The 12,856-nt window shown below is 65.3% G+C and carries 12 protein-coding genes; 9 read left to right on the top strand and 3 right to left on the bottom strand.

The genetic code is table 11. The features are described from left to right. Nucleotides 1–50: 50 nt before the first annotated feature. Both RRU_RS03480 and cobS read right to left on the bottom strand, forming a co-directional pair. Complete coding sequence (locus RRU_RS03480) at nucleotides 51–689, bottom strand: histidine phosphatase family protein (protein ID WP_011388427.1); 639 nt, start codon at nucleotides 687–689, stop codon at nucleotides 51–53. After that, complete coding sequence (gene cobS, locus RRU_RS03475) at nucleotides 686–1,471, bottom strand: adenosylcobinamide-GDP ribazoletransferase (protein WP_011388426.1); 786 nt, start codon at nucleotides 1,469–1,471, stop codon at nucleotides 686–688. Before cobS ends, RRU_RS03480 begins: the two co-directional genes overlap by 4 nt. 118 nt (nucleotides 1,472–1,589) lie before the next feature. Here cobS and cobT point away from each other — a divergent pair, with 118 nt between their 5' ends. The 9 genes from cobT (at nucleotide 1,590) to RRU_RS03430 (ending at nucleotide 11,973) form a co-directional block, all read left to right on the top strand. Continuing rightward, a complete protein-coding gene (gene cobT, locus RRU_RS03470; RefSeq protein ID WP_011388425.1) occupies nucleotides 1,590–2,597 on the top strand; it encodes a nicotinate-nucleotide--dimethylbenzimidazole phosphoribosyltransferase in 1,008 nt (335 codons plus the stop codon). Nucleotides 2,598–2,866: 269 nt separating this feature from the next. Then, nucleotides 2,867–4,363 (top strand): sensor histidine kinase, encoded by a 1,497-nt coding sequence (locus tag RRU_RS03465; RefSeq protein WP_014625987.1) that lies wholly within the window; start codon nucleotides 2,867–2,869, stop codon nucleotides 4,361–4,363. Further along, the gene (locus tag RRU_RS03460) at nucleotides 4,360–4,806 is read left to right on the top strand and encodes a response regulator (protein WP_011388423.1); all 447 of its coding nucleotides are present in this window, start codon (nucleotides 4,360–4,362) and stop codon (nucleotides 4,804–4,806) included. The genes RRU_RS03465 and RRU_RS03460 overlap by 4 nt, the downstream gene beginning before the upstream one ends. After that, nucleotides 4,807–5,841 (top strand): sensor histidine kinase, encoded by a 1,035-nt coding sequence (locus RRU_RS03455; RefSeq protein WP_011388422.1) that lies wholly within the window; start codon nucleotides 4,807–4,809, stop codon nucleotides 5,839–5,841. A 232-nt stretch (nucleotides 5,842–6,073) separates the two neighbouring features. Beyond that, nucleotides 6,074–6,280 carry a cold shock domain-containing protein gene (locus tag RRU_RS03450; RefSeq protein ID WP_011388421.1) on the top strand — a complete coding sequence of 69 codons (207 nt, stop codon included), beginning with the start codon at nucleotides 6,074–6,076 and terminating at the stop codon, nucleotides 6,278–6,280. A gap of 405 nt (nucleotides 6,281–6,685) precedes the next feature. Beyond that, entirely contained in the window at nucleotides 6,686–6,973 is a 288-nt protein-coding gene (gene infA, locus RRU_RS03445; protein ID WP_011388420.1) for a translation initiation factor IF-1, read from the top strand. 14 nt (nucleotides 6,974–6,987) lie between these two features. Continuing rightward, complete coding sequence (trhA, locus tag RRU_RS03440) at nucleotides 6,988–7,626, top strand: PAQR family membrane homeostasis protein TrhA (protein ID WP_011388419.1); 639 nt, start codon at nucleotides 6,988–6,990, stop codon at nucleotides 7,624–7,626. Between the two features lie 172 nt (nucleotides 7,627–7,798). Then, complete coding sequence (locus RRU_RS03435; protein WP_011388418.1) at nucleotides 7,799–9,676, top strand: ATP-binding protein; 1,878 nt, start codon at nucleotides 7,799–7,801, stop codon at nucleotides 9,674–9,676. Then, a complete protein-coding gene (locus tag RRU_RS03430; protein ID WP_011388417.1) occupies nucleotides 9,673–11,973 on the top strand; it encodes a putative bifunctional diguanylate cyclase/phosphodiesterase in 2,301 nt (766 codons plus the stop codon). The genes RRU_RS03435 and RRU_RS03430 overlap by 4 nt, the downstream gene beginning before the upstream one ends. Here the strand turns inward: RRU_RS03430 and RRU_RS03425 are convergent. Then, nucleotides 11,916–12,848: a LysR family transcriptional regulator ArgP gene (locus RRU_RS03425; RefSeq protein WP_011388416.1), complete on the bottom strand. Its 933-nt coding sequence runs from the start codon at nucleotides 12,846–12,848 to the stop codon at nucleotides 11,916–11,918. The two genes, RRU_RS03430 and RRU_RS03425, sit on opposite strands and share 58 nt — an antisense overlap. Nucleotides 12,849–12,856 lie beyond the last annotated feature (8 nt).

The raw sequence follows: 12,856 nt of genomic DNA, 5'->3' as shown, positions 1-12,856 counted from the left end.
TAGAGCGGCGATGGCGCGGAAAACCGGCACCCACTTTTCCGCGCGCCGCTCTAAGGTAAGGTCTCGTTCATCGACCGCACCGCCCAGCCGCCCGAGGCGACGAAGTGGTCGATGCGGGTCAGCGATTGCGGATCGATGACCAAGCGCAGGGCGGTATCGGGCGACAGCCCCAAAGCCTGGGCCACGGCGGCGCGAATGGTGCCGGCATGGGCGATGGCGACCACGTCGCGCACGCCCAGGCGCGCGCTCCAAGCTTCCACCGCCCGGGCCACCCTGTCCATCACCATGGCGAAGCTTTCCCCGGCCGGCGGCGCCGTGGTGCCGGGCGAGCGCCAAAAGGCCTCAACCGCCTGATCGGGGGGGGTAAGCGTCATCAAGGCCCCCCAGGTCCGCCCCTGCCAGTGGCCGAAATCCTGTTCAAGAAAGGCCGGCTCTTCTTCCGGGGGAAGAAGGCGGGCCCCGGCCAGTTCCAGGGCGTCGGCGGTCTGGCGGGTGCGCAGCAAGGGGGTGACGATCAACACCGCCCCGCCGGGCAGCCGGCTGGCCAGCACGTCGAAGACATCGCGATCGGAGGTATCGCAGGCGGTATCAAGCTGGCCAAGAATGCGGCCCTCGGGATCGGGCACCGGGGCATGGCGGATCCACCACCAGCGGGTGGCCTCGGCCGGCCGCGCGCCCGGCGTCCTCATGGGGCCGCCCCCAGCATCGCCGACAGCCCGACCAGGGCCAGGGTCTCGCCGATCAGGGCGGCGGCGCCGGCCACATCGCCGGTCTGCCCTCCGATCCGCACCTTGGCCCGCCAAGCCAGATAAAGGGTCGGCGCCACCATGCCGACCAGGGCGACGGCCGGGGCGGCGCCGGGCAACAAAACCACCGCCAGCACCAGGCACAAGATCAGGGCGAAAGCCAAAGACGCCTGTTGGGGCCGGCCGAAACTGGCGCCCAGGCCATCGGTGCGCGCCGGCGGTAACAACCCCAGCATCAGCACCGCCGCGCCGCGCCCCAGGCCGGCGGCACAGACCAGCGCCGCCATCGCCCAGGGTCCGCCGGCCAGGGCAGCGAGGGCGGCGACGCGCAGCGCCAAAACCAGCACCAGGGCGGTGACGCCAAAGGCGCCAACCCGGCTGTCGCGCATGATCTCAAGCACCCGCTCGCGCGTCCGTCCACCGCCGAAGCCATCGGCGATATCGGCCACGGCGTCCTCGTGCATGGCCCCGGTGACCAGGGCCATGACGCTGACGCCCAGCAGGGCGGCCAGGGTCGGCGACAGGCCCAGGGCTTGGGCACCGCCCACCGCCAGGGCGCCGATCAACCCAACCAGGGCGCCGGCCAGCGGAAAGGCCCAGACCGCCCGGGTGAAGGGGGGCGGGGTATGGGTCGTCGGCGTCGGCAAACGGGTCAGGAAGAACAAGGCGCCGAGCAGATCGGCACCACGGTCGGCAGTCCACGAAGGCTTGGTTTGATCGGTCAAGGGGTGTAATCACCAGTCAAAGAACGGGCCGCTTGCCCCGTCCGGGGCTCTTCCCATAGCGGATCGTACCGCGTCTTGCCAGTCCTCACCCGCCTTATCAGGAAGAAACCCCTTGCCAATGATCCAGACCCTTGACGACCTGCGCGTCCTTCTCGGCACCCTTCCCGGCCCCGACACCGTCTGTCGCGATATCGCCCTGGCCCGCGAGCCGCAGCTGACCAAGCCCCGGGGCGCGCTGGGACGGATCGAACAGCTCGCCGCCTTCCTGAGCGCTTGGCAAGGACGCCATCCGCCGGCCATGCAGGCGCCCGTCGCCCATGTCTTCGCCGGCAATCACGGAGTCGCCGCCCTGGGCGTTTCGGCCTTCCCGCCCGAGGTCACGCTGCAGATGGTCGCCAATTACCGCAAGGGCGGCGCCGCCATCAACCAGCTGTGCCGGGCCTTCGGCGTTCGCCTGGGGGTGACCGAGATCGACCTTGACCATCCGACCAAGCCCTTCAACCAGGAACCGGCGATGGACGAGGCCGAGGTGGTGGCCGCGCTTAATATCGGCCTGGGGATGGATCTGGCCGGCGCCGATTGCCTGTGCCTGGGCGAGATGGGCATCGCCAACACCACCGCCGCCGCCGCCATCGCCCTCGCCCTCTATGGCGGCACGGCCGAGGATTGGACCGGTCCGGGCAGCGGCGTCAGCGGTTCGGCGCTTGATACCAAGATCAAGGTGGTGGCCGAAGGGGCGGCCCGTCACGCCAAGGCCGGCGACGGCCTGGAGATCCTGCGCCGCCTGGGCGGGCGCGAATTGGCCGCCATCGCCGGCGGCATCATCGCCGCCCGCCTCGCCCGGGTGCCGGTGGTCCTGGATGGTTTCATCGTGTGTTCGGCCGCCGCCTGCCTGAAGGCCGTCGCCGCCGACGCCCTTGACCATTGCGTCCTTGGCCACGTCTCGCGCGAACCCGGCCACCGCCGGCTGGTCAAGGCCCTCGGCCTCGACCCGCTGCTTGACATCGGCATGGCCCTGGGCGAGGCGACGGGCGCGGTCACAGCGGTGCCGCTGCTCAAGGCCGCCTGCCAGTGCCATATGGGCATGTCCACCTTCGCCGAGGCCGGGGTCACCGACCACGACTAGACCTCACCGCGTCAAAGGAGGCCCCTTTGACGCGGCAGCTTTTGCGCGACGGGACCAGAGGAACGCGGCGATGGCGGGAAAGGCCGCTATCGCCCTTGCCGCGCGCCGCTCCGCCCGCCCCACCGGACGCCTTCGGGAAAAGACGATTCCCCGGAACCCGGAGGGAGGGCACGGCGTTTGGGTCGGGTCTCCAGAGGGGGCGAGGCGCGCCCGTCCCGCCGCCACCCCGTCGCCCACCCATCCCGCCCGCCGCGAAAGCCCGCCACCCGATGCCCTCGCTCACCCCCGCCTCCACCAAAGTGACGGCTCCGCTTCTGCTCGCGGCCTTCGCCGGATTGGCCCTCTTGTTGTTCGCGACCGTCTGGCTGGGCAATCGCACGCAGATCTACGCCACCTCGTTTGACCAGACCCAAGAGATCTATATGCGGGCGACCCGCACCTTCCGCGGGCTTCAGGACGCGGAAACCGGACAGCGCGGCTATTTGCTGACCCATGACCCAGCCTATCTTCAGCCCTATCACGACGCGCTGTCGCGGATGAGCGAACAGCGGCGGCTTATGAACGCCTTGATCCAGGACACCCCTTGGGAAAGCGGGCTTGGCGCCAAATTGACGCCGCTGATCGACGCCAAGCTCGCCGAATTGGCCCGTACGGTGGATCTGGCCCAGGCCGGGCGATGGGACGAGGCCCTGGCCCTGGTCCTGGCCGGGTCGGGCAAGACGACCATGGATCAGGCGCGAACCGTTCTGGAAGACACCCTGGCCGAGCTCAGAAGCGCCCTGCAGACCCAGTCCGAGGAGATGAAAACCCGCTCGGCCTATCTGTTCTGGGCGGTGACCTTCGGCGGACTGTTCATTCTCTGCGTGGCCGGCACCGCCTTCTGGCTGATCGTCAGGGCCAATTCCAGTCTGGCCCAGGCCCAGGCGCAATTGCGCTCGCTCAACGAAAGCCTGGAAAGCCGGGTGCGCGGCCGCACCCAGGAGGTTCAGCGGGCGAACGAGGAGATCCAGCGCTTCGCCTATATCGTCAGCCACGATCTGCGCTCGCCGCTGGTCAACGTCATGGGCTTCACCGCCGAACTCGAAGCTGGGCTGAAGGACCTCCAGGCGCGCCACCCGATCGAGACGGGCGACGGAGCGCTCAGCGAGGATGAGCGCGATCTTCGTGTCACCATCTTTGAAGACATGCCCGAAGCCGTGGGCTTCATCCGCTCCTCGACGGCCAAGATGGACGGCTTGATCAACGCCATCTTGCGGCTGTCGCGCGAAGGCCGCCGCACGATCAGCCCCGAACGCCTCGACATGACGGCGCTGGTGGAAAGCGTGGTCTCCACCACCACCCACAGCATCCAAGACACCGGTTCGACGGTCAGCGTCGATAAAAACCTGCCCGAAATCGTCTCGGATCGGCTGGCGCTCAGCCAGATTTTCGCCAACCTGATCGACAACGCCATAAAATACCGCCTTCCCGGCCGCCCCTGCGCCGTCACGATCACCGGGCGGATCGACCGCGGGCGCGCCCTGTTCCAGGTGGCCGACACCGGCCGCGGGATCGAGCCGAAGGACCATGAGCGGATCTTCGATCTGTTCCGTCGCTCCGGCGAGCAAGACCAGCCCGGAGAGGGCATCGGACTGGCCCATGTCCGCACTTTGGTGCGGCGTTTGGGCGGCGAGATCACGGTCGGCTCGGTGCCTGGACAGGGGACCACCTTTCATATAACCCTACCTTTCGACGTAGGGCCCTATCTGGAGATCGAACCGTCATGAGCAGTGCCGCCCAGTCCGTCACCATCGTGATGATCGAGGATGATCTTGGCCACGCCCGCTTGATCGAAAAGAACATCCGCCGCGCCGGGGTGAACAACGAGATCATCGCCTTCACCGACGGAACGTCGGCTTTGAACTACCTGTTTGGCGACGACAAATCCGGTCGGGTCAGCGCCGGCCGGGCCCAACTGGTGCTGCTCGATCTCAATCTGCCCGATATGACCGGGATCGACATCCTTAAACTGGTCAAAGAAAACCCCCATACCCGGCGTTCTCCCGTGGTCATCCTGACCACGACCGATGATCAAAGGGAAATCCAGCGCTGCTACGATCTTGGCGCCAACGTCTATATTACAAAGCCGGTGAATTACGAAAATTTCGCCAATGCCATCCGCCAACTTGGACTGTTCTTTTCCGTCATGCAGGTCCCGGAGACCAACTAAGTGACACACGCCAGCCCCCGTGTCCTTTATATCGATGACGATCCAGGGACGGTCCGGCTGGCTCAGAAGCGGCTTGAACGTCACAATCTGATCGTCGAAGTCGCGCTCAGCGCCCGCGAGGGGCTGGCCCGCATCGATCAGGGCGGCATCGACGTGGTCGCCCTTGATCACGAGATGCCCGGCGGCACCGGCATGGAGGTGCTGTCGGCCCTGGCCGAGCGCGAGGACGCGCCGCCGGTGGTCTATGTCACCGGAACGGGCGACACCGGGGTGGCGGTGGCGGCGATGAAGGCCGGCGCCTCGGACTATGTGGTCAAGGATGTCGGCGGCGCCTTCCTCGACCTGCTGTCGATCGCCATCGATCAGGCCCTGGAGATCGCCCAGGCGCGCCGCGAAAGAAGCCGGGCCGAGCGCGAGGTCCGCGAGGCCAAGGATCGGGCCGAGATCTTGCTGCGCGAGGTCAACCACCGCGTCGCCAATAGTCTGGCCCTGGTCGCCGCCCTGGTCCGCATGCAAGGTCAGGTGGTCGAAGACCCCAAGGCGCGCGCCGCCCTGGAGGAAACCTGGGGCCGCATCGTCGCCGTCGGCGGCATCCATCGCCGATTGTACACCTCGGAAGACGTGCGCTTCGTCGGCATCGACGAATACCTGAAAAGCTTGGTCGCCGACATCGAATCGGCCATGACCTCGGCCAGGTGCCACCACACCATCCGCGTCGACACCCAGCCGGTGCTCATCCCCACCGACAAGGCCGTCTCGGTGGGCGTCATCGTGTCCGAATTGCTGACCAACGCCTGTAAATACGCCTATCCCGAGGGCAGTTGCGGCGAAATCCGCCTGCGCTGCCACCAAGAAGGCGCCGAGGTCCTTCTTGACGTCGAGGATTTCGGTCAGGGCCGCGATCCGGGCGCGCCGCCCCGGGGAACCGGCCTTGGCACCCGCATCATGGCCGCCATGGCCAAAAGCCTGGGCAGCGAGGTGACCTATCCCGCGGTTTCCCGAGGCACAAAGGCGCAACTGCGCTTTTCCCTCTGACCCCGCGCCCCTTTTTCAGTCTTCACGCCCCGCCGGCCAAGTGCCCTTCGGGGGGATTATTGACTTTTTCACTCTTTCGCCCTATGTAGGGTTCATCAAATTAGTAGAGTGACGTCCCAGAATTGCCCGCCCGCTTTGTTTTGGCTTTTCCCTCTGACGATTTGATGACGAATCCCGCCTTTCGCGGTGCGTTCGCCTACCCTATGCGCCAGACAAAAAGGAGAAAAGCATAATGCTTACTGGCACGATTACCTGGTTCGACACCATCAATGGCTATGGTTTCATCCGTCCCGATGACGGCGGTGGCGACATCGCCGTTGATATGCCCGCCCTGGACCGCTCCGGCCTGCGCTCGCTGCGCGACGGTCAGCGGGTCGCCTATCGGCTGACCCGACCCCGTTTCGGCGGCGCCATGGCCGGTATGATCCGGATGGCGTAACCCTATCCGGGCCTCTCGGCCCGGCTGTTTGGACTCCCCGGACCCCGGGTCCGGGTTATTTTTTCGTCGGGCTTTCGGCTTGGCGAAGGCTGTCGGGCCCCGGGTTGGGCCAAGGATGCGTCAGGCTTTCCTGTTAAAGCTTGACGCCGGCCCAGGCAGCTGACACGCAGACGAAGACCATACAACGCGGGCAAGCCCCGTGCCCCGCTCCGCGGGCAGGTTACCACCGCAAAGTGGTCCCTGCTTGCCGGGGCCGGGCGGCTTTTCCGAACGCCCAATGACGATCCGCGCATTCCTCGGCGGACGGCGGCGGATTTTTCGGGTAAGTATCGAGAGATCAGGACGAGGGGAGAAGGTGCGGCGGTCCATGCGGACGGGCCCTTCCCCGACAACAAGGAAGTGGGAATGGCGAAAGAAGAGCTTATCGAGATGGACGGCGTCGTCACCGACGTTCTCCCGGACTCTCGATTCAAGGTGCAGTTGGATAACGGCCACGAAGTGATGGCCTATTCCGCGGGCAAGATGAAGAAGCACCGCATTCGGATCATGGTCGGCGACCGCGTCGACATGGAAATGACTCCTTACGATCTGACCAAGGCGCGTATCACCTATCGTCATAAGGTCGGCGGCCCTCCTGGCCCGGTCACCGGTGGCGGCAACCGCCCCCCTCCCCGCCAGCCCCGCCGCCGCTGATCCCGGAGGTCGCTATGTCGGGCTCATTGTTTCCGACTTATACCCGTGCCGAGCGGATCGCCGATGCGGCGATCCACATGCTGGGCGTTCCCCTCGGTCTTATCGCCGCCGTTTGGCTGGTGATCGCCGGGTGGGATGGTGGGCGGACGACAACGGCGAGCGCGATCTACGGCCTTGGTCTGGTTGGTATGCTGAGCGCCTCCGCGGCCTATAATCTGGCCTCCCACGGAACGCTCAAGCATATCCTCCGGCGCATCGACCACGCGATGATCTTCGTGATGATCGCCGGAACCTATACCCCCTTCGCCCTGCTTGGTCTGGGCGGGGAAATGGGGGGATGGCTTTGCGGGGCGATCTGGACAACGGCGGTGCTTGGCGTCGCCAGCAAGCTGTTGCTGCCCTATGGATGGGAACGCCTCAGCCTTGTTCTCTATCTGGCGATGGGGTGGGCGATCCTGACCGTCATCGGCCCGTTGTCGGACGCCCTGTCGATGCCAGCCATCGTTTTGGTGTTCATCGGCGGCATTCTTTACACGATCGGCACCGCCTTTCATTCGTTCAAGCGCCTGCCCTTCCAGAACGCTTTTTGGCATCTTCTGGTCCTGGCCGCCGCCGCCTGCCATTTTGCCTCGATCTACTACGAGTTTGTTTAGGGACCCGCTTGCGCCCATCGCGGCGCAAAGGGCCCTCCCCCAGAGATCCAATCCCTGGGTTAGCCGGCCAGACCGATAGGTCGAAAGCCTATATTACCCAAAAGACAATTCCCCCAAAGTCTACAATCCCCTTATGCTCGCTCCCCGAAGGGCGTCTTAGGGAGGCTTGGCCTTGGCCGGATCCGCACCACTCAATCGGTTTTTCCTGCTGACCCTGATCGGGCAGGTGGTCGCCCTTGCCGTCTATGCCGCGATAACCTGGATGGATGTTCGCAACGACGCGATGATCCAGCTCCACTATACGGCGCTGACCTTCCGTTCGGCCTCGCAGACCACCTTCGCCGGCTTTGAAAGCTCTCTCGATGCCCTCGCCGATCAGTTGATCGACAGCGACGGGCTGAGCGACCCGACGAAGGGCCGGGCGATCTTGACCAAAAGCCTTGGCACCCTGCCGGCTTTCACCGTCTTGTCCGTGATCGCCGTCGATGGTCAGATCCGCGCCCTCAGCGAGGACAGCCACGATCCCCTTCCCAATCTTCTGACCAATCCCGACACTCGCGAAACCTTCCTGCAAGCCCTGGATAGCAAGGCCGCGGTTTTCGGGGAGATTTATTACAGTCCGTTTTTGAAGCGCTGGGTTTTTCCCATCCGCAAGGCCGTCCGCGACGAAAACGGAACCGTTATCGCCGTTGTCGCCGGGGGCATCGATTCCAATGCCGCCGTCAACGTCTGGCGCGCCCTGGACGCCTTCGCCGATCAACGCATCTGGATGCTGCGCGCCGATCGCGGCGTGCAAAACATCCATCCGATCTCCGCCGCCGACATGCGGCGCCTGGAGGGCACCGTTCTCCCCGCCCTCGCCGGCGGCTTCCCGCCCCAGGAGGGGCCGGCCCCGCTGATCGACTGGCCGATCCTTGAAGACGAGATCGCCGTCACCCTGCCCTTCCCGGCGCTTTCGGGAACCATCGTCGCTAGCATGAAGAAGTCGCTTCTCGTAAAAACCTGGGTCCACCGCATGGCGACGGGGGGGCTTGGCTTCGTCTTTCTCTGCGTTGTCACCGCCGTGGTCTTCCGTCTTGCCCAAAGATCCCAGGCGGTGGCCGATGCCCGGCGCGAAGCGGCCGAGCACACCTTGTTCGAGTCGCGCGAAAACTATCGTCTGCTCTATGAGAACGTCGAAACCCTGGTGAGGGACCGAACCGCCGAGTTGGCGGCGCTGGTCGACACCTTGACCCGCACCCAAGCCGAATTGGTGCGCTCGGAAAAGCTGGCCTCGCTGGGGGCGATGGTCGCCGCCGTGGCCCATGAGGTGAACACTCCCGTCGGCAACGCCCTGGTGGCGGCGACGACGCTGAAGGACCATACCCGCGCCTTCGCCACCCTGACCGCCTCGGGGCGGATCTCCCGGCAAGCCATCGCCGCTTACGTCGCAACCACCGAGGAGGCCTGCGACCTGCTGGTTCGCAGCCTTGAACAGGCCGGCCGGCTTGTCGGTACCTTCAAGCAGGTGGCCGTCGATCAGACCAACGACCAGCGCCGGAGCTTCCTTTTGGATCAGACGATCCAAGAGGTGATCACCGCGCTCAAGCCGTCGTTCCGCTATCGCCCGATCACCGTCAGCCTTGATCTCGCCGCCGCGGTCACGATGGACAGCTTTCCCGGATCCCTGGCCCAGGTCATCGGCAACCTTGTCACCAATGCCGTTGTCCATGGCTTCGATGACCACGACTCCGGAGAGATCCGCATCATCACTCGCAGCGTAGAAGCCCAGTCCGTGACCATTGGCGTCAGCGACAATGGCCGGGGCATCGCTCCGGCGATTCTGCCCAAAATCTTTGACCCCTTCTTTACGACCCGCCTGGGACAAGGGGGCAGCGGCCTGGGACTTCACATCGTCTATGGCATCGTCACCAAAATTCTTGGCGGTGGCCTGACGGTGGACAGCGTCGAGGGCGAGGGAACCCGCTTTACCCTCACCCTGCCCCGCGTCGCCCCCGCCGAAAAGCCCGTCGAGCAGCCCGTCCGGCCCAAGGAGGCCCTAACGCCATGACACCGAATGAGGATCTGATAGAGATCTTCGAAGACGAGGAAATTTCCCCCTCCTTGACGGCCAAGACATGGCCGATCCTCATCGTCGATGATGACCAGGATGTCCATGATGTCTCGCGGCTCGCTCTGCGTGGCGTGCGCCTGCTCGATTACGACCTGGAAACGCTTCACGCCTATAGCGCCGCGCAAGCCCGCGCTATCTTGTCCAGCCGCTCCGACATCGCCGTCGCCCTGCTCGATGTGGTGATGGAGCGCGAGGACGCCGGCCTCGACCTTGTCCGCTGGATCCGCTCCGACCCGGCGCGGGATCTGCTGCGCATCGTCTTGCGCACCGGCCAGCCCGGTTACGCCCCCGAGGCCACGGTCATCCAGGACTATGACATCAACGATTACCGCACCAAATCCGAACTCAATCGCGGGCGGTTGATCAGCATCCTGACCACCGCCTTGCGCTCCTATCGCCAGATGGCGGTGATCGCCGCCAGCCGCGACGGCCTGGACAAGATCGTGCGCGCCTCGGCCGACCTGCTGGCCTCGCCGTCGATGGCGATCTTCGCCGAAGGGGTGCTGACCCAGCTTGCCGGACTGCTGGGCACCGAACGCTCGGGGATCGTTCTCGCCCGCCGGAATCGCCGTCCCGGAGCCACCGCGTCGATGGCGATGACCGGCGACGAGGGGTTCGTCCTTGCCGCCGCCGGACCGCTGAGCGCCGATATCGGCCGGCCGCTGTCCGATATCGGCGACCACCAGACCGCCGAAATCCTGCGCCGCACCCTGGAAAGCCGACGCTCGTCCTTCGATCACGGCTCCATGGCGCTCTATATCGCCACGCCCAACGGCGATTCCCTGGCCGTGCTGATGGAGGTGGCGAAAACGCTGGGCGATACGGACCGCAAGCTGGTCGAGGTGTTCTGCGTCAACATGGCCGCCGGCTTCGACACCATCAGCCTGTTCGAGCAGATCAGCCTTCAGGCGTTCCACGACGAGGCGACGGGGCTGCCCAATCTGGCGGCCTGCCAGAGCCTGATCGACCAATACCTGCAGCGGCGCCAGCCGGTGGCCGTGACCTTTTTTTCCCTTGAGGGCTTTTCGGCGATCAGCGATACCCTGGGGCGGGTGATCGGCGATCGCATGATCGGCCTGCTGGCCAATGCCTTCCGCCACCGCTTGCAAGAGCGCGGCGAGGTGTTCCGCGTCGGACAGGAAACCCTGGCCACGGTGATCGGCGGCCCCGTCGATCAGGTTGGACCTTTGGCCGACCAACTGGCGGGCGATTTCCGCGCGGGTTTGCCGCTTGACTCGATGACCCTGCCGGTCTCGTTCTCCCATGGCACCTCGGTCTCGACCTCCGAACACGACACCGCGCAAATCCTGGTCCAGCGCGCCGGCATCGCCATGCAAAAGGCCCGCAACATCAAGCGCGGCGGCGGGCTGACCTATGCGGTGGCGATGGAGGAGGAAATCCGCGCCCATATCGGCGTCATCTCAAAGCTGGGCGCGGGCGTCGTCTCGGAGGCCTTCGTCGCCGTCTTCCAACCCAAGATCCGCTTGGCCGATCGCAGTTGCCACGGCGGCGAGGCCCTGGTCCGCTGGCGCGATGGCGATGGCACGATGATCGCGCCGTCGCTGTTCATCCCGGCGGCGGAAACCTCGGGCCATATCGTCGATATCGGCTATTCGGTCTTCCGCCAAAGCTGCGCCATGATCCGCTCGCTGAAGGTTTCGCAAGATGACGCGCGGATCGCCGTCAATCTGTCGGTCCGCCAGATGCGCGAACCCGATCTGATCGACAAGCTGGTTTCCATCGCCGCCGAGGAAGGCGTGGCGACGACCCGGCTCAAACTGGAAATCACCGAAAGCATCGTCATCGACGACCTAACGCATACCGTATCGCTTCTCAAAGCCCTAAAGGATAAGGGATTTCTGCTGGCCCTGGATGATTTCGGCACGGGCTATTCCTCGCTCAGCTATCTGCGCAGCCTGCCCATCGACACCTTGAAGATCGACCGCAGCTTCGTCTCGGGCCTCGCCGAACAGGCCGATATGCGCAAGATCGTCGGCTTGATCATCGGCCTTGGCCATGAGCTTGGCTTCGACATCACCGCCGAGGGCGTGGAAACCGAGGAGGAGGCGCGGATCGTCACCGAAATGGGCTGTTTCACCGCCCAGGGCTATTTGTTTTCCAAGCCCTTGAGCGCCGAGGATTTCCTGGTCTTCGCCCGCACCCACGCCGGGGCCCGTCAAACCTCGGGCGGGTCGCTCTCGGCGGAGGGCTGTATCAGGGCCCGGGACGCCTGACCGACAACCGCGCGCGTCAGATCGGCAAGCTGATCGGCGGCAAGGCGGTTCACCTGCCAGAACAGCGGACTATCAAGCGTCCGCCCGGGCAGGATTTCGACCAGACGCCCCGCTTGCAGATGGGCGCCCACCATCTGGGCGGGGTTCATGCCCCATCCCATCCCGGCGAGACAGGCATCGACAAAGCCCTGCGTCGAGGGCAGCCAGTGGGTGGGGAAGCTTACGGACTGGCCCAAGGTCCGCCTTATCCAGTCGCGCTGAAGGCGGTCCTTCTGGCTGAAGGTCAGGGCCGGCGCCCGGGCGAGGGTCTCGGGCGTCACGCCGCGGGCGAAATAGCGCTCAAAGAACTCCGGGCTGGCCGTCGCCTGATAGCGCAAGGCGCCCAGACGCGTCACCCGGCATCCCTTGACCGGCTTGGCCAGAGAGGTGACGGCGGCGAGCACCCGGCCGCGGTGCAGCCAGTCGGCCGTGTAATCCTCATCATCGACGGCGATCGACACAAGAAAATCCGTGCTCCGGGCGAAGGGCGCCACCGCGCCAAGGAACCATGTTCCCAGGCTGTCGGCATTGGTCGCCAGGGTCAGCGTCACCCTGTGCAAAGGGTCGGCGCCCGCCTCGGCCAAACCCGGCATGTGCTTGATCAGGTCTTTTTCAAGCATGCCGACATGGTCCATATGCCGGCACAACCATTCGCCCTTCTCGGTGGCGATACAAGGCGTCCCCCTTTCGATCAGCGAGACCCCCAAGCGGTCCTCGATCATTTTGACGCGCTGCGAGATGGCCGAGGGGGTCACATGCAGGGCTTTCGCCGCTTTCTCGAAGCTTCCCGTCTGGACGACCAGGGCGACGGCGAGGGCGGCGGGATAGTCGATCATCGTTAAAA

It is taken from the genome of Rhodospirillum rubrum ATCC 11170, assembly GCF_000013085.1.
Lineage (GTDB): Bacteria > Pseudomonadota > Alphaproteobacteria > Rhodospirillales > Rhodospirillaceae > Rhodospirillum > Rhodospirillum rubrum.
Note: the sequence above shows the minus strand (reverse complement) of the source record. Positions and strands in the feature narration are given on the sequence as shown.

Bases quoted from the DNA above. Each gene is read 5' to 3' on its own strand.
- RRU_RS03480 (WP_011388427.1), bottom strand. From the start codon at position 689: ATGAGGACGCCGGGCGCGCGGCCGGCCGAGGCCACCCGCTGGTGGTGG.
- cobT (WP_011388425.1), top strand. From the start codon at position 1,590: ATGATCCAGACCCTTGACGACCTGCGCGTCCTTCTCGGCACCCTTCCC.
- RRU_RS03465 (WP_014625987.1), top strand. From the start codon at position 2,867: ATGCCCTCGCTCACCCCCGCCTCCACCAAAGTGACGGCTCCGCTTCTG.
- RRU_RS03460 (WP_011388423.1), top strand. From the start codon at position 4,360: ATGAGCAGTGCCGCCCAGTCCGTCACCATCGTGATGATCGAGGATGAT.
- RRU_RS03450 (WP_011388421.1), top strand. From the start codon at position 6,074: ATGCTTACTGGCACGATTACCTGGTTCGACACCATCAATGGCTATGGT.
- infA (WP_011388420.1), top strand. From the start codon at position 6,686: ATGGCGAAAGAAGAGCTTATCGAGATGGACGGCGTCGTCACCGACGTT.
- trhA (WP_011388419.1), top strand. From the start codon at position 6,988: ATGTCGGGCTCATTGTTTCCGACTTATACCCGTGCCGAGCGGATCGCC.
- RRU_RS03430 (WP_011388417.1), top strand. From the start codon at position 9,673: ATGACACCGAATGAGGATCTGATAGAGATCTTCGAAGACGAGGAAATT.
- RRU_RS03425 (WP_011388416.1), bottom strand. From the start codon at position 12,848: ATGATCGACTATCCCGCCGCCCTCGCCGTCGCCCTGGTCGTCCAGACG.